Annotated in this window: 24 protein-coding genes; 13 read left to right on the forward strand and 11 right to left on the reverse strand. The window is 73.9% G+C overall.

What is annotated here, in order from left to right; translation table 11 throughout:
• The first annotated feature begins 117 nt into the window (after positions 1-117).
• The 4 genes from ACPCK6_RS07440 (at position 118) to ACPCK6_RS07455 (ending at position 3,383) form a co-directional block, all read left to right on the forward strand.
• The gene (locus tag ACPCK6_RS07440; RefSeq protein ID WP_423480709.1) at positions 118-1,494 is read left to right on the forward strand and encodes an MFS transporter; all 1,377 of its coding nucleotides are present in this window, start codon (positions 118-120) and stop codon (positions 1,492-1,494) included.
• 267 nt (positions 1,495-1,761) lie between these two features.
• The gene (locus ACPCK6_RS07445; RefSeq protein WP_396881779.1) at positions 1,762-2,541 is read left to right on the forward strand and encodes an SDR family oxidoreductase; all 780 of its coding nucleotides are present in this window, start codon (positions 1,762-1,764) and stop codon (positions 2,539-2,541) included.
• 36 nt (positions 2,542-2,577) lie between these two features.
• The gene (locus tag ACPCK6_RS07450) at positions 2,578-2,775 is read left to right on the forward strand and encodes a hypothetical protein (protein ID WP_013283252.1); all 198 of its coding nucleotides are present in this window, start codon (positions 2,578-2,580) and stop codon (positions 2,773-2,775) included.
• A 59-nt stretch (positions 2,776-2,834) separates the two neighbouring features.
• A complete protein-coding gene (locus ACPCK6_RS07455) occupies positions 2,835-3,383 on the forward strand; it encodes a YbaK/EbsC family protein (protein WP_396881939.1) in 549 nt (182 codons plus the stop codon).
• Positions 3,384-3,419: 36 nt separating this feature from the next.
• Here the strand turns inward: ACPCK6_RS07455 and ACPCK6_RS07460 are convergent, their stop codons facing one another.
• The 4 genes from ACPCK6_RS07460 to ACPCK6_RS07475 form a co-directional block, all read right to left on the reverse strand.
• Positions 3,420-4,052: a DsbA family oxidoreductase gene (locus ACPCK6_RS07460; protein ID WP_355509532.1), complete on the reverse strand. Its 633-nt coding sequence runs from the start codon at positions 4,050-4,052 to the stop codon at positions 3,420-3,422.
• A gap of 20 nt (positions 4,053-4,072) precedes the next feature.
• A complete protein-coding gene (locus ACPCK6_RS07465) occupies positions 4,073-4,498 on the reverse strand; it encodes a SufE family protein (RefSeq protein WP_013283255.1) in 426 nt (141 codons plus the stop codon).
• Between the two features lie 81 nt (positions 4,499-4,579).
• Positions 4,580-4,999 carry a CBS domain-containing protein gene (locus tag ACPCK6_RS07470; RefSeq protein ID WP_423480710.1) on the reverse strand — a complete coding sequence of 140 codons (420 nt, stop codon included), beginning with the start codon at positions 4,997-4,999 and terminating at the stop codon, positions 4,580-4,582.
• Positions 5,000-5,053: 54 nt separating this feature from the next.
• On the reverse strand, positions 5,054-6,823 hold the full coding sequence (locus ACPCK6_RS07475; RefSeq protein WP_423480711.1) for a proline--tRNA ligase: 1,770 nt from the start codon (positions 6,821-6,823) through the stop codon (positions 5,054-5,056).
• Positions 6,824-6,921: 98 nt separating this feature from the next.
• Here ACPCK6_RS07475 and ACPCK6_RS07480 point away from each other — a divergent pair, with 98 nt between their 5' ends.
• Together ACPCK6_RS07480 and ACPCK6_RS07485 are read left to right on the forward strand one after the other, a co-directional pair.
• Positions 6,922-7,299 (forward strand): VOC family protein, encoded by a 378-nt coding sequence (locus ACPCK6_RS07480; protein WP_423480712.1) that lies wholly within the window; start codon positions 6,922-6,924, stop codon positions 7,297-7,299.
• Entirely contained in the window at positions 7,296-8,069 is a 774-nt protein-coding gene (locus tag ACPCK6_RS07485; RefSeq protein WP_396881777.1) for a class I SAM-dependent methyltransferase, read from the forward strand. Before ACPCK6_RS07480 ends, ACPCK6_RS07485 begins: the two co-directional genes overlap by 4 nt.
• Here the strand turns inward: ACPCK6_RS07485 and ACPCK6_RS07490 are convergent.
• A complete protein-coding gene (locus ACPCK6_RS07490) occupies positions 8,044-8,238 on the reverse strand; it encodes a DUF397 domain-containing protein (protein ID WP_423480713.1) in 195 nt (64 codons plus the stop codon). The genes ACPCK6_RS07485 and ACPCK6_RS07490 overlap by 26 nt on opposite strands.
• On the reverse strand, positions 8,229-9,032 hold the full coding sequence (locus ACPCK6_RS07495) for a helix-turn-helix domain-containing protein (RefSeq protein ID WP_187693881.1): 804 nt from the start codon (positions 9,030-9,032) through the stop codon (positions 8,229-8,231). Before ACPCK6_RS07495 ends, ACPCK6_RS07490 begins: the two co-directional genes overlap by 10 nt.
• 95 nt (positions 9,033-9,127) lie before the next feature.
• Between ACPCK6_RS07495 and ACPCK6_RS07500 the strand changes: the two genes are divergently transcribed.
• From ACPCK6_RS07500 to ACPCK6_RS07510, 3 genes are read left to right on the forward strand one after another with little or no spacing between them, the layout of a single operon-like run.
• A complete protein-coding gene (locus ACPCK6_RS07500; RefSeq protein ID WP_082931107.1) occupies positions 9,128-9,463 on the forward strand; it encodes a hypothetical protein in 336 nt (111 codons plus the stop codon).
• A complete protein-coding gene (locus tag ACPCK6_RS07505; protein WP_423480714.1) occupies positions 9,460-10,017 on the forward strand; it encodes a putative immunity protein in 558 nt (185 codons plus the stop codon). Before ACPCK6_RS07500 ends, ACPCK6_RS07505 begins: the two co-directional genes overlap by 4 nt.
• Positions 10,014-10,529 (forward strand): putative immunity protein, encoded by a 516-nt coding sequence (locus ACPCK6_RS07510; RefSeq protein ID WP_423480715.1) that lies wholly within the window; start codon positions 10,014-10,016, stop codon positions 10,527-10,529. The genes ACPCK6_RS07505 and ACPCK6_RS07510 overlap by 4 nt, the downstream gene beginning before the upstream one ends.
• A 13-nt stretch (positions 10,530-10,542) precedes the next feature.
• Here the strand turns inward: ACPCK6_RS07510 and ACPCK6_RS07515 are convergent, their stop codons facing one another.
• Together ACPCK6_RS07515 and ACPCK6_RS07520 are read right to left on the reverse strand one after the other, a co-directional pair.
• Positions 10,543-11,946, reverse strand: a complete 1,404-nt coding sequence (locus ACPCK6_RS07515) for a PQQ-like beta-propeller repeat protein (RefSeq protein ID WP_423480716.1) — start codon at positions 11,944-11,946, stop codon at positions 10,543-10,545.
• Positions 11,947-11,964: 18 nt separating this feature from the next.
• Positions 11,965-13,449, reverse strand: a complete 1,485-nt coding sequence (locus ACPCK6_RS07520; protein ID WP_423480717.1) for a hypothetical protein — start codon at positions 13,447-13,449, stop codon at positions 11,965-11,967.
• Positions 13,450-13,702: 253 nt separating this feature from the next.
• On the opposite strand from ACPCK6_RS07520, the gene ACPCK6_RS07525 reads away from it, so the two are divergent.
• Genes ACPCK6_RS07525 through ACPCK6_RS07535 form a run of 3 tightly spaced genes read left to right on the forward strand, consistent with a single transcriptional unit; the run spans position 13,703 to position 15,865 of the window.
• Positions 13,703-14,473 (forward strand): SGNH/GDSL hydrolase family protein, encoded by a 771-nt coding sequence (locus ACPCK6_RS07525; protein ID WP_423480718.1) that lies wholly within the window; start codon positions 13,703-13,705, stop codon positions 14,471-14,473.
• A 2-nt stretch (positions 14,474-14,475) separates the two neighbouring features.
• Positions 14,476-14,922, forward strand: coding sequence for a hypothetical protein (locus ACPCK6_RS07530; RefSeq protein ID WP_318331728.1), 447 nt, complete (start codon positions 14,476-14,478; stop codon positions 14,920-14,922).
• A gap of 40 nt (positions 14,923-14,962) precedes the next feature.
• Complete coding sequence (locus ACPCK6_RS07535; protein ID WP_396881768.1) at positions 14,963-15,865, forward strand: sulfurtransferase; 903 nt, start codon at positions 14,963-14,965, stop codon at positions 15,863-15,865.
• A gap of 55 nt (positions 15,866-15,920) precedes the next feature.
• On the opposite strand, the gene ACPCK6_RS07540 is transcribed toward ACPCK6_RS07535, so the two are convergent.
• The 3 genes from ACPCK6_RS07540 to ACPCK6_RS07550 are packed head-to-tail and all read right to left on the reverse strand — an operon-like array spanning position 15,921 to position 18,250.
• Positions 15,921-17,114 carry a hypothetical protein gene (locus tag ACPCK6_RS07540; RefSeq protein ID WP_318331730.1) on the reverse strand — a complete coding sequence of 398 codons (1,194 nt, stop codon included), beginning with the start codon at positions 17,112-17,114 and terminating at the stop codon, positions 15,921-15,923.
• Positions 17,111-17,641 carry a SigE family RNA polymerase sigma factor gene (locus ACPCK6_RS07545; protein WP_318331731.1) on the reverse strand — a complete coding sequence of 177 codons (531 nt, stop codon included), beginning with the start codon at positions 17,639-17,641 and terminating at the stop codon, positions 17,111-17,113. The genes ACPCK6_RS07540 and ACPCK6_RS07545 overlap by 4 nt, the downstream gene beginning before the upstream one ends.
• 15 nt (positions 17,642-17,656) lie before the next feature.
• Positions 17,657-18,250 carry a TetR/AcrR family transcriptional regulator gene (locus ACPCK6_RS07550; RefSeq protein WP_423480719.1) on the reverse strand — a complete coding sequence of 198 codons (594 nt, stop codon included), beginning with the start codon at positions 18,248-18,250 and terminating at the stop codon, positions 17,657-17,659.
• Between the two features lie 97 nt (positions 18,251-18,347).
• Between ACPCK6_RS07550 and ACPCK6_RS07555 the strand changes: the two genes are divergently transcribed.
• On the forward strand, positions 18,348-19,487 hold the full coding sequence (locus tag ACPCK6_RS07555; protein WP_423480720.1) for an FAD-dependent monooxygenase: 1,140 nt from the start codon (positions 18,348-18,350) through the stop codon (positions 19,485-19,487).
• Positions 19,488-19,625 lie beyond the last annotated feature (138 nt).

Genomic DNA, 19,625 nt, shown 5'->3' on the forward strand with positions numbered 1-19,625 from the left:
GAGTCCGTTATGCCACCCCGACGGCAGAAGTTTCCGGGCGTCACCCCGCTGTTCCCGGCCGGCGAGACGTGCGCCACAGTTGACCTCAACCGGGGGTGAGGTCCGAGGCTGAACGCCATGACCAGCACCACTGCCGTACCGGCTGACCCACCCGTCGACCTCTGGTCTCCGCGCCTGCGGGCGATGACGGTGGGCATTGTCGCCCTGGTGTCCCTGCTCGCGTTCGAGGCGCTGGCGGTGGGCACCGCCATGCCGACCGTGGCGCGCAGCCTCGACGGGCTCGGCCTGTACGCGCTGGCGTTCGGCGGCTCGTTCGCCTCCGGCGTGGTGGCGATGGTCGCCTCCGGCATCTGGTGCGACGCGCGTGGGCCGCGCCCGGCCCTGTGGCACGGGGTCGTCTGGTTCGTCGCCGGGCTGGTGGTGGCCGGTGCCGCGACGACGATGGAGGTGCTGGTCGTCGGGCGGGTGGTGCAGGGCTTCGGCTCCGGACTGGTCTCGGTGGCGCTCTACGTGGTCGTCGGTCAGGCGTACCCGGAGCAGTTGCGGCGCCGGATCTTCGCCGCGTTCGCCGCGGCCTGGGTGGTGCCGTCGCTGGTCGGCCCGGCGCTGGCCGGACTGATCGTGGAACATCTGGGCTGGCGGTGGGTGTTCCTCGCGGTGCCGGCGGTGGCGATCCCGGCGGCGCTGCTGGTCCGGCCGGGTCTGCGGGCGCTGACCGCCACCGTGGCGACCCGCCCGCCGGCGGGTGCCCTGGCCCGGATCGGCTGGGCCTGCGGGGCGGGGGCGAGCGCCGCACTGCTGCACTACGGGGGGCAGCAGCGCGGCGTGCTCGCCGCCGCCCTGATCGCCGGGGCGCTGGCCGGGCTGGTCGTCTGCGTGCCACACCTCCTGCCGGCCGGGTTCCTGCGCGCGGCGCGGGGACTGCCGACGGTGATCGGCCTGCGCGCGCTGGCGTCGGCGGCGTTCGTGGCCGCCGAGGTGGTGATCCCGCTGATGCTGTCCCGGGAGCGCGGCTTCTCGCCCACCGGCGCGGGCCTGGTGCTGACCGTCGGGGCGCTGTCCTGGTCGGTGGGCTCATGGATCCAGGGGCGGATCGGCTCACCCCGCTCGGCCGCGAGCCTGCCCCGGGCCGGGCTGGCCTGCATCACCATCGGTACGGCGGGCGTCGCGTCGGCGCTGGTGCCCGGCCTGCCGGTGCTGCCGGCGGTGTTCTCCTGGGCCGTGGCTGGGCTCGGCATGGGCCTGCTCTATCCGTCGCTGTCGGTGCTCACCCTGGAGCAGTCCGCCCCGGCCGAGCAGGGCCGTAACAGCTCCGCGCTGCAACTGGGCGACTCGCTCGCCGCCGCCACCGTGCTGGCGCTCACCGGCGCGGTCCTGGCCGCCGGCGCGTCCCCCGGCCCGGCCGGCTTCGCGACCACGCTGGCCGTGGCCGCCGCCTGCGGCCTGCTCGGCCTGGCGCTGGCCGGCCGCGTGGTGCCTCGCCCGGCAGGCTGAGACGTCGCCCGGCCTGGTGGCCGTTCACGCGCAGTGACGCTCGTGCCGGAGGCATCGCTCGACTGCGATATGACTCCTGGTCATAAACATGACTCTCAGGTATATCGCTCAACAGCCGTAGTCGACTGCGCGGGGCTCACACACTGTGATGGGGCAGCCCGGCAACGCGACATCGGTCACGACGACCCGGCGAACGGTCACGATCCCGGCCGCGCTGCCGTCCTGGATGCGGAACGAATGGGCAGGGCGTGGCTGGGAGGAGTGACGATGCGGGTGCTGGTGACCGGGGCGACCGGGCGGCTCGGACGGGTGGCGGTGCCCCGGCTGCGGGACGAGGGCTTCACGCTGCGTGCGATGAGCCGCGGGCCGCGTACCGGGGACGGGGTCGAGTGGGTGACCGCCGACCTGGCCACCGGCGCCGGGCTGGCGGAGGCGGTCGCCGGGGTGGACGCGGTGCTGCATCTGGCCTCGTCGCCGCAGCGGCGCACCCACGACATCGACGTGCTCGGCACCCGCCGGCTCGCGGTGGCCGCAGGTCACGCCGGGGTACGTCACCTGGTCTTCGTCTCGATCGTCGGCGTCGACCGGGTGCCGCTGGGCTACTACCGGCACAAGCTCGCGGCCGAGCAGGTGGTGGCCGCCGGGCCGGTGCCGTGGAGCGTACTGCGGGCGACCCAGTTCCCGGAGTTCCTGGAAGGGCTGCTGCGCGGCGCGAGCCGCCTCGGCCCGGTGATCGGGGACCGGGCGGTGCTCGCCCAGCCGGTCGACAGCGGTGAGGTGGCGGACCGGCTCGCGGTCCTGCTGCTGGCCGGGCCGTCGAACCGGGTGGAGGACTTCGGTGGACCGGAGGTGCTGCGCTTCGACGACGCGGCCCGCGCCTGGCTGGCGGCCCGGCGGGTACGCCGTCCGCTGCTGCCGGTCCGGATCCCGGGCCGGCTCGGGCGGGAGCTGCGGGCGGGTGGGCTCACCACGACCGCCACACCGACCGGCGTCCGGACCTGGGCCGACCACCTCGCTGACACGTACGGGGGAACCGGCGGAAGATGAGAAACGGTCGGGTCCGCTCGGGCCTACGGTGACCGCATGCTGGTCTTCGTCGCCACAGTGGTCCTGTACGTCTTCGGTTTCGTCTTCCTCTACGGCGTGATCCGGGTCGGCGTCCGGCACGGCATCGAGGACGCCGAGGCGAACCGTCCCGAGGTGCTCCGCCGCCGGCAGCTCACCACGACCGAGAGCCGGGACTTCGCGCAGGAGAACGCGTTCCTCACCAATCCCAACTGAAGGGCGGGGGCGGGGTCCGGCCGGTCGATCCGCCGGGCGGGTGCGAGGATCGCGGCATGATGGGGACGCTGAAGACGGAGCCGGCCCGGACCCGGCTCGACCTGCTGGCCCCGCCGGTCGCCGCGGCCCTGCGGGAGTGGCCGGCCGAGGCCCCGGTGGACGTGGACGACGTGCTGGTCGCCCCGATCGACGCCGACCTGGCTGACACCGCCGCGTTCTGCGAGGCATACGGGGTGGGGCTGGAGGAGTCGGCCAACTGCGTGGTGGTCGCCGGTAAGCGCGGCGGCGAGATCCGGTACGCGGCCTGTGTCGTGCTCGCCACCACCCGCGCCGACGTGAACGGTGTGGTCCGCAAGCTGCTCGACGTGCGCAAGGCGAGCTTCGCGCCGATGGCCGAGGCGGTCGAGTCCAGCGGCATGGAGTACGGCGGCATCACGCCGATCGGCCTGCCGGCGGACTGGCCGATCCTCGTCGACTCGCGGGTGATCGCCACGCCGCACGTCATCATCGGGTCGGGCGTACGGCACAGCAAGATCGCCCTGCCCGGGCCGGCGCTCGGCGCGCTGCCCGGGGCGAGGGTGGTGGAGGACCTGGCCCGGCCGGCCTAGGTCCTCATCCGCATCGATCTTGTTCCACGTGAAACATCAGGCTGCCGCTTCGCGCTGCGCCACCTCGCGCAGCGCGGCGAGCAGCGTCTCCGGCTCCTGGGCGCCGGTGACCGCGTACTTCCCGGCAAGCACGAACGTCGGCACGCTGGAGACGCCGAGCTGGTGCGCGGTGCTCAGGTCGGCGGCGACCTCCCGGCGGCCCAGGTTCGACTCGAGGTACTGCCGCGCCTCGGTCTCGTCCAGCCCGGCCTCGCCGGCCAGCGTGACGAGCGCGTCGATCGAGCCGACGTCGACGCCGTCGTGGAAGTGCGCCCGGTAGAGCCGCTCGACCATCTCGGCGGAACGCCCGTGCTCGGTGGCGAAGCGCACCAGGCGGTGCGCGTCGAACGTGTTCGCGGCCACCGCCCGGTCGAACCGCAGCTCGAGGCCCGCACCCGCGGCGACGCCGGTGACGTGCGCGGCCATGCCCTCGGCCTTGTCCCGCCCGCCGAACTTGTCGCCGAGCGCCTCCAGCAGCGGCTTCGGCTCGGTGACCGGCGTCGGGTCCAGCTGGAACGGCCGGAACCGGACGTTCACCTCGCCGTCGTACGACTCCAGAGCCTGTTCCAGCCGGCGCTTGCCGATCCAGCACCAGGGGCAGACCACGTCGGCGTAGATCTCGATGTCCATGACCAGCGACAACCCGCAGGTCAGGAGATCTGTTCCCGGACCTGACGCTTGAGCCGGGCCAGGATGGCGGTGCCGCCGCGTACGCGCAGCGGGCTGATCGCCTGCGCCAGGCCCATCCGCTGGTAGAGGTCGTCCGGTACGGCCAGCACCTCCTCGGCGCTCGCCCCGGCCAGCCCTTCGGCGAGGATGCCGGCGAACGCCCTGGTGGTGGGCGCCTCCGGCGGGCAGTCGAAGACGGTGCTCACGGTCTTGTCCGCGTTCACCTCGGCGCGTAGGAAGAACGCGGTCTGGCACTCGGGGACCTGCTCCAGCTCCTCCCGGTTCACGCCCTCGGGCAGAGGCGGGATCACGTCGGCGAACTCCAGCAGCATCTCCAGGACGACGTCGCGGGGCGCGGCGGCGAACTCGTCGACGATCTCGGCCAGCTTGGTCGGCATCTCGGGCATGGGTCGAGGCTATCCGCCGCCGAGCGTCGCCACCCGGCGGTGCCGGGCGGGGCCCCGCGTCACCCCAGCGGGGCCCGCCCCTCACACGTTCGGTGCGGCCTCGCTGATGTCGCTTAGTGCCGACTGGGGGTCGAGCTGCATGGCGAGGTCACCGAGGGAGACGATGCCGACGAGCTTGCGCTCGTTGTCGCACACGAGCACCCGGCGGATGTTGCGTTCGCGCATCAGCGACGCCGCCTCGTTCGCCGTGCAGTTCTGCTCGATCATCACCACCTCGCGGGTGATGATCGAGCCGATCGTGGTGGTGCCGGGGTCGGCGCGTTCGGCCACCGCACGGACCACGATGTCGCGGTCGGTCAGCATGCCGGCGAGCGTGGCGCCGTCGGTCACCACCACGTCGCCGATGTCCGACTCCTTCATCACCCGGGCCGCCTCGTCCAACGGGGTCTCCGCCGGGAGGTAGACCACCTGTCTGGTCATGACGTCACTGACGCGGAACATGAGAGCCTCCGAACGCTTCGGTCGATCCGTCTGCGGTACCCGGTGGCGCGATCGCTACACCCCGTCGCGGCGCGTCGCGCCCACCTCGTCGCGCAGGCGCTCCACGATGGCCTCCACCGGCAGTTCGGTGCGCTCGCCGGTGGCCCGGTCGCGCAGTTCCACGTACCCGTCGGCCAGGCGGCGGCCGACCACGACGGCGCGCGGGATGCCGATCAGCTCGGCGTCGGTGAACTTCACCCCGGCGGACACGTGCGTGCGGTCGTCGACAAGCACCCGCAGACCGGCGGCGGCGAGGCGCCCGCCGAGGTCGAGCGCCGCGTCGAGCTGCGGTCCCTTCCCGGCGGCGATCAGGTGTACGTCGCACGGCGCGACAGCCGCCGGCCAGACCAGCCCTCTGTCGTCGTGGTGCTGCTCGGCCACTGCGGCGACCGCCCGGGACACGCCGATGCCGTAGCAGCCCATCGTGGGCCGGACCGGCTTGCCCTCGGGGCCGAGCACGTCGACCGCGAACGCGTCGGTGTACCGGCGTCCGAGCTGGAAGATGTGCCCGACCTCGATGCCCCGCCGGATGGTCAGCTCGCCGTCGGCGCAGGCCGGGCAGGGATCCCCGGGCCGCACCTCGGCGGCCTCGATCGTGCCGTCCGGTACGAAGTCGCGCCCGCACACCACGTCGGTGGCGTGCCGGCCCGGCTCGTTCGCGCCGGTCAGCCATGTGGTGCCGGGCACCACGCGGGGGTCGACCAGGTAGCGGATGCCGTGCTTGGCGAGGATCTGCGGCCCGATGTAGCCGCGGACCAGCTCGGGGTGGGCGTCCCAGTCCTCGAAGACCGCCACCGTGGCCGGGGCGAGCACCGCCTCGACCCGCTTGAGGTCCACCTCGCGGTCGCCGGGCAGGCCGATCACCAGCGGTTCGCCCTGTTCGGCGCCGGGCCGGCGGACGGTGAGGACGACGTTCTTCAACGTGTCGGCGGCGGTCCAGCCGGTGCGCCCGCCCAGCTTGCGGGCCTCGGCCAGCTCGACCAGGGCGGCGATGGTCGGCGTCTCGGGGGTGTCGTGCACCTCGGCGGGCGGATGCGCGTCCGGGTCACCGGCGGCCGGGGCGCGTGTGACCACCGCCTCGGTGTTCGCCGCGTAGTCGCAGGCGGTGCAGCCGACGAACGTGTCCTCGCCGACCGGCGTGGCGGCCAGGAACTCCTCCGACGCGGACCCACCCATCGCGCCGGACATCGCGTGGACGGTGGTGAAGTCCAGGCCGAGCCGGGTGAAGACGCGTTCGTAGGCGGCCCGGTGCCTGTCGTACGCCGCCTGGAGCCCGGCCTCGTCCAGGTCGAACGAGTAGGCGTCCTTCATCAGGAACTCGCGCCCGCGCAGCAGACCGGCCCGGGGGCGGGCCTCGTCGCGGAACTTGGTCTGGATCTGGAACAGCGTCACCGGGAAGTCCCGGTACGAGGTGAACAGGTCCTTCACCAGCAGCGCGGCCAACTCCTCGTGGGTCGGCGCGAGCAGGTGGTCGGCGCCCTTGCGGTCGGCGAGCGTGAAGATGTCGTCCCCGTACTCGGTCCACCGCCCGCTGGTGCGGTACGGCTCGGCCGGGAGCAGCGCCGGGAAGTGCACCTCCTGGTCACCGATCGCGGTCATCTCGTCCCGCACGATCGCGGTGATCCGGTCCAGCACGAGCTTGCCCAGCGGCAGCCACGTGTAGCCGCCCGGCGCGGCCCGGCGGACGTATCCGGCGCGCAGCAGCAGCCGGTGGCTCGGCACCTCCGCGTCCGCCGGGTCCTCGCGCAGGGTCCGGAGCAGCAGGGTCGACATGCGCAGCAGCATTGGCGCAGCCTATGGCGCGAGCGGAGGGCCGGGCGACCCCTTTCGGTGTCCGCGCGGACGGGCCGGTAAGTGTCGCGGGTGCCGGGTAGGAATGCGGCATGGCTGAGCGACCGCTGATGAAGCTGACGACAACGGTGCTGGACGCGCCGTCCGCAGAGGACCTGGCCGCGTTCTACGAGCGGCTGCTCGGCTGGACCCGGCGCGAGAAGGAGGCCGATTGGGTCCTCCTCGCCCCGCCGGTGGGCGGCCACTGGCTGGCGTTCCAGGACGAGCCGGCCTACGTGCGGCCGGTGTGGCCGGCCGGTCCCGGCGACCAGCAGATGTCTGTCCACCTGGACATCAAGGTCGACGACCTGGAGGCAGCCGTGGCGTACGCGGTGTCCGTGGGCGCGACGTTGCCCGACTTCCAGCCGCAGGACGACGTCCGGGTGCTCCTCGACCCGGACGGTCACCCGTTCTGCTTCTACCTCTCATGACGGGCGACGCCACCGCGTCGGCGCGGGCGACCAGCCAGTACGCGACGACGACCGGCAACCTGACCGCTCGCATGGCGCTGCACGCGTACGGCACCAATCCGCAGAGCTGGTTCGCCTGGCTGGGCGAGCGGCTGCCACTGGCCGGGGACGTGCTGGAGGTCGGGGCCGGCACGGGCGAGCTGTGGCAGCGGGTGAGTCATCGCGGCCGGCTCACAGTCACCGACTTCTCGCCCGCCATGTGCGCGCGGCTACACGAGGTGCCCGACGCCGGGGTGCTGCGCTGTGACGCCACGCACCTGCCGTTCCGTGCCGGTGCCGTTGACGCGCTGATCGCCAACAGCATGCTCTACCACCTGGACGACCCGGACGCCGCGCTGCGCGAGTTCGCCCGGGTGCTGCGCCCCGGCGGCCGACTCGCCGTCGCCGTGAACGGCCGCGACCACATGGCCGAGCTGAACGCGCTCGGCCCGGCGATCGGGTGTCCCGACCTGGCCGTCCGGTTCCACGACAAGAACGACGTCACCGCCGAGGCGACACCCGCACGGATCGCCGCCCACTTCGACGACGTGACGGTCGAGCGTTACCCGGACGAGCTGGTGGTGCCCGCCGCCGAGCCGATCCTTGCGTACGTCGCCAGCATGATCGGGCCGCTCACCGCCGCACAGGAGGCGGCGGCCCGCGCCGCGATCGAGGCCCGCCTCGACGCTGAGGGCGCCTTCCGGGTACGCAAGCACACGGTGCTGATCAGCGCGACGCGCGGCTCCCGCTGACCCGGACGAAGGCCCGCCAGGCGTCGGGTGTGAAGGTGAGCACCGGCCCGGCCGGGTCCTTGCTGTCCCGCACCCCGACCACAGCGGCCAGGTTGTCCGCCACCTCGACACAGTCGCCCTGGGTGCCGCTGCGTGTGGACTTCCGCCAAATCGCTCCAGTCAGCTCCACGAGGTCATCACGTCCTTCATCAGCTCGACCGACTGCCGGCGCGGTAGTGCCTCGCTGCGGACACTCTCCCATCTGGACAGCAGGATAGCCACGTCCTCGTCCTTGTCGACCACGACGCCGCCGAGTTGGTTCTCCAGGTGACCGACCCAGCCGCCGTCTGTGCCCCGGGCCAGCGCGAACGGTCCGACCAGGCCGACGTGCACGGTGACCGAGGTCGGCACGATGTGGATGTCGACGTGCGGGCGCTCGGCGCACTCGACGAGGTGCGCGATCTGCTCGGCCATGAGTCCGCGGTAGCCCTCGTCGGCGCGGCGTAGAACGGACTCCTCGATGACGGCAATGTACTTCGGGCGGCCCGGGTCGGAGAGGATCGACTGCCGGTCCAGCCGCACTCCGAGGCGTCGTTCCACCTCGTCATCGGTGATCAGGTCATCCGTGCGGATCATTGCGCGGGCGTAGTTCTCGGTCTGGAGCAGTCCGGGAACCAGGGTCGGTTGGTAGGTGCGCAACTGCTGCGCCTGGCGTTCGGCGTCGAGCCAGGGGCGGAACCAGCTCGGCTGGCCGTCGCGCTCGGCGAGCTTGAGCAGCGACATCAACAGTCCGCCGGTGCCGAGCACCTCGTCGGCCCGGGCGAGGAAGAACCTGTCGAGCGGCCGGTGGCCCAGCTCGACCGCCGACACCTGGGAGCCGGAGAAGTGCACGAGCCTCCCGAACTCCTCCTGGCTCAGTTCGGCCCGCACCCGCAGCCGCCGCAGTTGCGCGCGGATCAGCTCGGCGGTCGGCTCGTTCTCCACATGCCCTCCTCAGATTGCGGCCGGTCTCCCGGCCTCTCCCCGGACCGGCAGCGAGGACTTCCGAGCGTAGTGGCGCGATCAGCAGACTGTCACGCATGAACCTTCCCGTACCGCGGCTCGGGCCGTACCCCGATCGGCCCCGCCCCTACCCGCCGGACCACCCGGCCCACCTGCCGATCCGGCCGCTCTGGCTGTGCCGCGCCTGCGGCGCGCCGTGGCCCTGTGCGCAGGCGCGCCTACTGCTCAAGGTCGAGTACGCGGACCACCCCGTCGACCTGGCCGTCTACCTGTCCGGGCTCTACCACGAGGCCACCCACGACCTGTTCCGCCTCAACCCGCAGGACGGGCCGACCCCGCGCGAGCTGTTCGAGCGGTTCGTCGGCTGGGGCCCGTACCGGCGCGGCATCACCGATACGATGCCCGCGACATGACTGCGCCCGGGGACTTCGACCTGACGATGGACGAGTTGCGCGAGGTGGCGCGGTACGCGGTCCGCCACGCGGAGGACGTCCTCCCGGTCTACGAGCGGGCGGTCCCCGATGACCCGCGTCCCCGCGCGGCTGTCGACGCGGCGTGGACGTTCGCGCGCGGCGCCGCCCGGACGAGACTCCAGCGGGTCACGTCCCTCGACGCGCACCGGGCCGCCCGGTCCGCGCCCACCGAGGCCGCCCGCCTGGCCGCCCGGGCCGCCGGTGACGCCGCGGCGGCCGCGTACCTGCACCCGATCGCGAAGGCCACCCAGGTCGGCCACATCCTGCGGGCCGCCGCCAACGCCGCGCGCGTCGCCGAACTGGAGGCCGGCGGAGACGAAGCCGTGGGCACGGCGGTGCTGGACGGGTACCGGCGACTCGCCACTCCCGTACTGGTCGACGTGCTGCGCCGCTATCCGCCGCTGACCGGCGGTGGCAGCCGGGTCGCCCGGCTGATGAGCACACTGGACCGCGACCTGCGCCAGGGCACCTCCGGGCCGGAGGCCGCATCGTGATCCTGCCGAAGGTCCGCGATCCCCGGTTCACCACGATCCGCCGGGGCGGCACGCTCACCGACGAGCACCACCACCTCCTGGCGCTCTGGGCCGCCACCTGCGCGGAGCACGTCCTCGGCCTGTTCGAGGCGGTCCGGCCGGACGACAGCCGCCCACGCGACGCGATCGAGCACGCCCGCGCCTGGGTGCGGGGCGAGGTCAGGATGATGGAGGCGCGTGCGGCCGGCGGGCACGCCATGGGCGCGGCCCGGGATCTGCGCGGCGCGGCACGCAACGCCGCGTACGCCGCCGGTCAGGCCGCCGTCGTGGCCCACGTCGCCGCCCACGAACTCGGTGCCGCCGCGTACGCGATCAAGGCGGTGCGCGCGGCGGCGCCCGCCGGTCTCGCCGAGGCGGCCGGGCGGGACGAGTGCCGGTGGCAGCGCGACCAGCTCCCGGCCGAGATCCGCGAGCTGGTCCTGGACGACCAGCGACTGCGCAACGACATCTGCTGGTCGGTATTCGACTGCTGACGCCGCTGTACTGTCAGCGCAGCACGGTGATCGCCGCGTCCGCCGTGACCTGCTTCCACGGCACCAGCACCACAGTGCCGTCGCGTTCCAGCACCTTCGCGTCGCTGCCCTCGGTGCCGGCCGACAGCGGTGCCTCGGCCACCACTGTGACCTCGCCGGTGGCCGGGTCGATCCGGACCAGCCGCGGGGCGAGGTCACGCCGGTCGCCCACCTCCCACGCCAGCACGCCCTGCTCGTCGAGGCGGACGAGTTCCACCTCGCTGTCGGTGTGACCGGACGACACCCAGCGCCGCTTCCCGGTGGCCAGGTCGATCGCCACCACCTGATTGGCCTGGCGCATCTTGCCGCCCACCGGAGCGGCCTCGGTCGGCAGGTAGAGCGTGTCCGCGTCGGCCAGGTACGGCCGGATCCCCGGCCCGCTGACCGTGTTGGAACGGTTGACCGGCAGGTCGCTGAACCGCGTACCGTCCACGGGGTTGCCGAACGTGGCGCGCGCCTTGCCGGCGGCGTCGCGCGCGACGAACGTCTCGGTGTTCAGACCGGGCCGGCCGACCAGCGGGTCGACGCTCAGCACCCCGTCGCTCTGCTGCGCGGCAGGCAGTTGCTGCTGCCAGCGCGCCTTGCCGGTGGCCGGGTCCAGGCCGAGCAGCGCGCCCCGGTCGCCGTCGCAGAGCGCGGTCACCACGGCCTGGTCCCCGGCGGCCTGCGCATCGGTCAGGCGGCAGTCGCGGCCGGGCAGCAGCCGGTCGGCGTCGGTCTGCCACAGCCGCTTGCCGTCGGCCAGCGCGTAGCCGAGCACGTTCTCGCCACTGCGGACGACCACCTGGCCGGCGGCCACCGACAGGTCCGGGGCGACGATCTCGGACCGGCCCGTCCGGCGTTCGACGGGGAACGTCGCCCGCCACGTCTGCGTGCCGGCGGCAGCGTCGAACCCGACGAGCGTGTCGCACGAGTCGGCGGAACCGAGCGCCACCACGCCCCGCCCCTCGGCCAGCGTCTGCGCGGCCGCGCACAGCGAGGTCGCCTGCGGCGCGGGCACGCCCCACGCCTGCGCACCGTCGTCGAGCCGGTAGGCGATGACGCCGTCCGGCTGGGCCCGCACCACCGCGTCGCCGATCAGCCAGGCGCCGAACATGTCCTGCCCGTCGTACGTCTTCAGCCCGTTGCGCTGGAGTTCCGGGAAGTCGAGCACCCACGCGGTACGCAGCTTCTTCCCGTCGTCACCGCCGCCGACCAGCCGGGACACGCCGTAGGCGGTGCCGGCCGCGACCGCGAGCACCGCCACCAGGCCACCGGCGACCAGCAACGCCACGCGTCCGCGCCGCTTCGGCGCCGCCGGCGGCGCACCGACTGGACCCGGCCGGCCCGCCGGTGGGTACGCGGGCGGCGGCTGCTGGTGCTGATGCTGGTACGTCATCGGTCGTCTCCGTTCCCGTCAGCGCGCCTGCGCGCGGACGTAGTCGGCCCAGCCGGCCTGGAACTCGTCGAGCGACACGCCCAGCACGTCCCGGGCGGCGCGGTCGGTCGGGGTGCCCGCGTAGACGGCCTCGACGAAGCGGAACAGCTTCGGCTCACCGTGCTTCTCGGCGAGGTGGTTCATCGCGGTGTGCCCGAGCCAGTAGTGGAAGCTCAGCCGGCCGGGATCGTCCCAGTCGCCGTTGCCGGGCAGCGTGCCGTTCCACCCGTCGCGGACCAGCTTCCGGGCCTGCGCGGTGCGTTCGCTGGCACCGAGCGGGCGGCCGTGGAAGGCGACGTACTCGGCGAAGCCCTCGACCACCCACTCGTCGAGCTTGCTGAACTCGTCCACGGCGGCCAGGTCGGTGCGGGGCGTCATCATCGAGTGCGCGATCTCGTGCCGCAACACCATGCGGGCGTCGTTGTCCCCGCCGGAGCGGGTGAAGTAACTGTCGCTGGTGTCCACCACGATGCGGGTGCCGCCGATCGTGGCCGTGCCGTCCGTTCGCTCGGCCGCGACCATGCCCAGCGAGAAGCCCGCCTCGGTGGCCTTCTCGGTGCCGATCCGGTAGAGCGAGGTCATCTCGTCCTTGCCGACGGCGAGCGTGACGACGAACTTGTCCGACACCGGGCCGGGCGGCGCGTTGGCCCGCCACACGGCCAGGTTGCTCGTCACCGACCTGTCGACGGCCGGGGCGTACCGCCTCGCCAGGTCGGCCCGCGCCGCGTCGGTGATGATCAGGGCGTACGGGGTCCGCTCGACGTGGATGTCCCGCCACTTGTCCCACGGCCCGGGGTAGTAGACGGTCTTCGAGCCGCCGCTGCCGGCGGCCGGCGCGCCGGTCACAGCGGTGACCCGGATCGGCGCGTCCCGGCCGGCGCGGACGATCGTCCAGCGGTACCACTCGGCGACCGGGGCCCGGTCGAAGCCGTCCAACTGGTGCACGAAGGAGACGTCGAGCTGGAACGTGACGCCCTGCCCGAAGGCGTCGCCGGCGCGGCCCTGCCGCTCGACCGTCTCGTAGCGGGCCACCGACAGCGGCAGCTTCGCCAGGTTGCGGAACAGCTGGGTCTGCCCGGTGATCAGCTCCTTGCGGGCCGGGTCGAACGCGGCCAGGTAGCCGTCCAGGTCCTTGGCCGCGAGCGCCTTGCTGTGCCGGTCGAGCAGTGCGGTCAGCTCGGCGTTCGTGACGGTGACGCCGTTCGCGCCGGCTGCCGCCTTCGGTGCCGGGCCGTCCTCGTCGTCGCCGCGCAGGCCCAGCCCGACGCCGACCGCCGTGCCGGCGCAGACCGCCAGCGCGAGCGCCCCCGCCGCGAGCCCGATCCAGAGGCCACGGCGGGACTTCGGCGCCGGGGGCGACGGCGGCGACGGCACCGGCTGCGCGGGCGGCTGCGCCGCGCCGTACCGGGGGTCGGCATTGCCGGGCGTTGGCCAGCCTGCCGGCGGTGGGTGCCCCTGCGTCATGTGGTTCCTCGCTCGTGCCGTCTGCGGGACCGGCCGGACGGTTCACCCGGCCGGATGACGGCAGACATCATCCCCGGTCCGGGCGACGGATTCTGCCCCGCCGGTCGTGTCCGACGGATTTGTCCCCTCGGGTGGCTGTCGTGAACAGGACGTCGAGACATCCGCCACGTCCGGGGTTCAGGGCCAGCGGGACCGGTCCGCGCGGTGACAGACTGTGCGACGCACTTCTGCCGGGACGTCTGAGGGAGGCGCCGTGCGCTGGCGCAGCTACGTGGCGGTGGGCGACAGCTTCACCGAGGGCATGGACGACGCGTATCCGGACGGCAGCTACCGGGGCTGGGCCGATCTGGTCGCCACCCGTCTCGCCGTCGAGGCCGGGCCGGACTTCGGCTACGCCAACCTGGCGATCCGGGGCCGGCTGTTCCCCAACGTGGTGGCCGAGCAGGTGCCGTCCGCGCTGGCCATGAAGCCCGACCTGATCAGCTTCGCGGCCGGTGGCAACGACGTGCTGCGCCGCAGCTTCGACCCGGACACGTTCGTCCCCCGCTTCGACTCGGTCGTGCAACGGCTGCGGTCCGGCGGCAGCGACGTGGTGCTGTTCCGGTTCGCCGACGTGATGGCCCGGCTGCCCGGCCAGCGCCTGGTGGCACCCCGGGTCGCGCTGCTCAACCGGGCGGTCGGCGAGGTGGCCGGGCGGCACGGCGCGATCCTGGTCGACCTGTACGCCGACGACACCTACCTCAACCCGCTGCTCTGGAGCACCGACCGGCTGCACCTGTCGGCCGCCGGGCACCGCCGGGTCGCCGCCCAGGTGCTCACCGCGCTCGGCGTCGGCTGCGACGAGGAGTGGCTGATGGTCCCGCCGCACCCGGCGCCCAGCCCGTGGCTCGCCGCGCGCGCCGCCGACCTGCGCTGGGCCGGCCGGCACCTGGCACCGTGGATCAAGCGCCGGCTGACCGGGCGGTCCTCCGGCGACTTCATCACCGCCAAGCGGCCGGTGCTCGGGCCGGTCGACGCCGACTGAGCGTGCGTACCGTCCACGCCGCCGACCTGCTGCGGTTGACACCAGACGACCCACCCCGCGCCGGGCTCGCCGTCGTGGTCGCCGGTGACCGGGTCGAGGCGATCGTGCCCACGGCCGAGCTGTCCGGCGCGTACCCCGGGGTGCGGGTGCGGCGGTGGGCCGGCACGCTCGGGCCGGCGCTCGTGCACGACGGACCGCTGCCGCCGGCGCCCACGCCCCGCGAGCGGGTGCACGCGCTGTTCCGGCTCGGCGTGGCCGCCGTGCTCGACGAGCACGTCACCGACCCGGCGCTGCGCTCCGCCGCGGCCCGCAACGAGGTGACGGTGCTGCCCGCCGCCCGGCCGCCCGCGCTCGTGACCGGCGGGCGCGCCGACCTCGCCGTGTTCGACGCGGACGGCTCCTGCCTGGCGACTGTGGTCGCCGGCCGCCTGGTGCACCGCCGCGCCTGACCGGCACCGTGCTCCGCGGATCCGGCGTACCTTGGGGATCATGCCTGTGCCGAGCGATCCGCATCCCCGCCTCCAGTCGTACGCCGACCCGCAGCGCCTGGTCACCACCGAGTGGCTGGCCGAGCACCTGGGCGACGAAGGGCTCGTGGTGGTCGAGTCCGACGAGGACGTGCTCCTCTACGACACCGGCCACATCCCCGGCGCCGTCAAGGTCGACTGGCACACCGAACTCAACGACCAGGTCACCCGCGACTACCTGGACGCCGCGAGCTTCGCCGAGCTGTGCGCCGCGAAGGGCATCGGGCGGGACGACACAGTCGTCTTCTACGGCGACAACTTCAACTGGTGGGCCGCGTACGCCCTCTGGGTCTTCTCCCTCTTCGGTCACCAGGACGTGCGGCTGCTCGACGGCGGCCGGCAGAAGTGGATCGCCGAGGGACGCGAGCTGACCCGGGACAAGGTGAGCCGGCCCCGCGCCTCGTATCCGGTGCCGGAGCGCAACGACGCGCCGATCCGGGCGTACCGGGAGCAGGTCATGGCGCACGTGGCGGCCGGTCGGCCGCTGGTGGACGTGCGGTCGCCCGGCGAGTACACCGGCGAGATGCTGCACATGCCGGACTACCCGCAGGAGGGCGCGCTGCGCGGCGGGCACATCCCGGGCGCGGTGAGCAAGCCGTGGAAGTCCGCCGCGAACGACGACGGCACGTTCAGGTCCGCCGACGAGCTGCGCGCCGTCTACGCCGACCAGCTCGGGTTGAGTCCGTCCGACGACGTGGTGGCGTACTGCCGGATCGGTGAGCGGTCCAGCCACACCTGGTTCGTGCTGCACCACCTGCTCGGGTTCCCGCAGGTGCGCAACTACGACGGCTCGTGGACCGAGTGGGGCAACCTGGTCCGGGCCCCCGTCGTGAAGGGCGACCAGCCCGGCGGCCTGACCCGCTGAGCGTCCCGGCCGGTCCCGCCGTCACCACGACGGGACCGGCCGCGTTCCAGGCTGGTCAGCGGGCGGCTATCGACAGCCGGCCGGGGACGTCGCTCGCCACCCAGTCGACGGTGCCGGTCTCCGGCCGCCACCGGGCCAGCCCGGCGTCGTAGCGGAACAGCAGGTCGCCGTCGGCGGTCCAGCCGTACACCTCGCAGCACCCCTTGGCCCGGTCCTCGCGCCCGAGGTCGAGCAGGCGGGTCACCGCCCCGGTACGGGCGTCCAGCACCGCCACACCCTCCGCGCCGCTCATCGTGCCGGCGGCACCCGCGGTGGTGGTCCACCCGGCCTGGCCGATCCGGTCGCCGCGCTGCCAGCCCCGCCCGTAGACCTCGTTCAGCTGGTAACCAGGGGGAAGCTCCCCGGTGGTCACCGGCCGTCGCTCCGGCGCGCCACCGGAGGCGGGGAACCGGCGTACGGCCAGGCCGCCGTCCCCGGACCAGCCGCCCACAGTGAACAGGTCACCGGACCGGGCCGGTTCGGGCACGACGAGCGTCCACGGGTCGACCGGGAGCTTCCGCGCCGACCCTGTGCGCCGGTCCAGCTCGTACGTGGTGTCGTTGTCCCCGACCAGCAGCCGGTCCCCGGCCCAGACCACGTGTTCCAGGTAGCCGGTGAGCGGATAGCGGCGGACCGCGCCGTCGGTCAGGCCGACCACGACGACCTCACCGGTCTGCGCGAACGCGGCGGTCCGGCCGTCCGGCGACAGGCTGCCCGGCTTGAGCGGAGTGGCCTCGTTGCCCTCGGCGTCGCGGGTGGGCGCGAGCGTCACCACGTCGAGTTCGCGGACCATACCGTCGTCACCCAGAACCCGGACCGGGCCGGCGTCGCCGGTCTCCGGGTCGACCGGCTGGTACAGCGCCAGCGCCCGGCTCACCGGCCGGTCGGAGAGGCGGTAGGCCACCCGGTCGCCGAGCCGGCCCAGCGGGTCGCCCGCCTCGCCGAGCCGGTCCGGGGGCCGCTGCACCACAGGCGCGCTCGGCACTGCCGTCACCGTCGGGCTCGGCGGTGCCGCCGGTGGCGGGCCGGAGCGGTGCAGGAGCGCTGTCGTACCGCCGCCGAGCAGGACCACGGCGACGGCTGCGGCGCCGGCGGCCCGGCGGGCGCGGCGGACCCGTCCGGCCCGCTCCCATCCGGCCCCGGCGGGCCGGGTCGGCCGGATCTCCTCGGCGGCCCGGGTCAGCAGCCGGGTCAGCTCGGGTTCGCTCACGGGTTCGCCTCCATCCCGGTCACCAGGCCGTCTCCGGACGTGCCGGGGGCGGGTACGACGTCGCGCAGCTTGCGCAGCGCGTCGTGGCACTGGCTCTTGACGGTGCCGACGGTGACGCCGAGCGCCTCGGCGGTGGCGACCTCGGTCAGGTCCTCGAAGTAGCGCAGCACCACCACGGCCCGCTGGCGGGGCGGCAGCCGGTCCAGCGCCGCGCGCACGGTGAGCCGCAGCGCGGCGTCGGTGTCACTGCCCGGCCGGTCGGGTGGGTACGCGCTGAGCCACTCGCGTCGCCGCCGTCGCCACCAGGAGACGGCGTCGCGGTAGAGGATGGCGCGCACGTAGGCGGCCGGGTCGCCGTCGCGCACCGACGACCAGCGCAGCGCCAGCTTGAGCAGCGCGTCCTGGAGCAGGTCCTCGGCCTGGTGGCGGTTTCCGCAGATCAGGTACGCGGCGCGCAGCAGCCGGTGCTGGTGCGACTCGACGAAGGCGAGGTAGTCCGCCCGTCCGTCGTCCGCGTCACGCCCCATCCGGCTCCTCCTCCGTCACCGGCCAGACGCGCGGGACGGGGGTAAAGGTTGGGTCAGGTAGCGCTGAATCGTCGGGCCGACCCAGTCGGCCAGTTCCTCGGGGTCGAGGTCTGCCACGGGTGGCAGCCGGACGACGTAGCGGGTGAGCGCGAGCCCGAGGATCTGGCTGGCCACCAGGCCGGCCCGGCGGTCGGCGGTCGCCGGGTCGGCACCGGTTCGGGCCACCGCGACGGCGAGCTGGCCGGCGAAGATCCCGCGCATCCGTTCGGCCGCGCCGGGGTTGGTGGCGGCGGCCCGGAGCAGGGCGACGAGCGTCCCGTCCGCCTCCCAGCGGCGTACGAAGTGCCGGGTCAGTGTCTCGCCGAGCCGGTCCGGCGGCACCTCGGTCAGGTCGGGCAGGCGCAGGTCGAACTCGGCCGCCGCGGCGAACAGCCCCTCCTTGCTGCCGTAGTAGCGCATCACCATCGACGGGTCGATGCGGGCGTCGGCGGCGATGGCCCGGATGGTGGCCCGGTCGTAGCCGTCGGCGGCGAAGCGTTCCCGGGCGGCGCGCAGGATGGCCGCCCGGGTGGCGTCGGAGCGGCGGGTGCGGGTGGCGGGTTCGGTCACGTCTACGACTGTAGGCCAACACGTGTTGACATCGGCTCTACAGTGAAGTCAACACGCGTTGGCAAACAGTTGTTGACCGAACCCGGAGGTGGAAGCGATGCTGCCCGAACGCACCGACGTCCTCGTGGTGGGAGCCGGGCCGACCGGCCTTGCCGTGGCGGTCACGCTCGCCCGGCACGGGGTGACCGCGACAGTCGTCGACCGGCTCGCCGAGCCACCCGTCACCTCACGCGCCGCGGTCGTGCACGCCGGCACCCTGGAGGTGCTGGACCGGATCGGGGTCGCCGCGCCGCTGGCCGCGCGAGGGCTGCACTCGGCCCGGTTCAGTGTCCGCGACCGGGACCGGGTGCTGGTCACCGTCCCCTTCGACAGGTTGCCGTCGCGTTATCCGTACGCGCTGCTGATCTCCCAGGCCGACACCGAGGCGGTGCTCACCGACCGGCTCACCGCGCTCGGCGGGCGCGTGCTGCGGCCGTACGAGATGACCGGCCTGGACCTCGACGGCGACGGCGCGCTCGCGCGCTTCGACGGCGGCCGCAGGGTCCGGGCGCGCTGGGTCGTCGGCGCGGACGGGATGCACAGCCGGGTCCGCGAACTCGCCGGCATCGGTTTCGGCGGCCCGGCCGACCCCGGTGAGTCGTTCCTGCTCGCCGACGTCCACGTGGACAGCGCGCTCCCGCGCGACCAGGTGAGCCTCTTCCTCTCCCGCCGGGGCCCGCTGGTCTGGGCGCCACTGCCCGACGGCACGGTCCGGCTGGTCGCCACCGTGGACGACGCACCGCGCGACCCGCAGGCGCACCACTTCCAGGCGCTGCTCGACGAGCGCGGCCCGGCGCGCCGGCCGGACCGGGTGACAGGCATGGCGTGGGCGTCCCGGTTCCGGATCCACCACCGGATCGCGAGCACCTACCGTTCCGGGCCGGTGCTGCTCGCCGGGGACGCCGCGCACGTGCACAGCCCGGCCGGTGGGCAGGGCATGAACCTCGGCCTGCGGGACGCGGTCGCCCTCGGCGACGCGCTCGCCGCCGGCCCGCAGGCCCTCGACGGGTACGCCGCCGACCGCCGCCCCCGCGCCGAGGAGGTGCTCGGCTTCGCCGCCGGCCTGACCCGCCTGGCCGCCGCCCCACCGCCCCTCCGCCCGCTGCGCAACCTGCTGCTCCGCCTGGTCTCCACCGTCCCCCCGGCCCGCCACCGCATCGCCACCCGCCTCGCGGGCTTCGAACCCCCACCCCACTGATCTTGCAGTTGTGGCCCTTGACGGGTCCACTTTGTGCGTTTTCGGCCGGGCGGACGGTGCACGATCGGCGGGGAGGCGAGCGGGAGCGGGAGGGGTGAAACGGGACGGACACTGTCGGCGCTGACCGGTACGGTGAGC

It is taken from the genome of Micromonospora sp. AB353 (assembly GCF_049538395.1).
Classification (GTDB): Bacteria; Actinomycetota; Actinomycetes; order Mycobacteriales; family Micromonosporaceae; genus Micromonospora; species Micromonospora aurantiaca.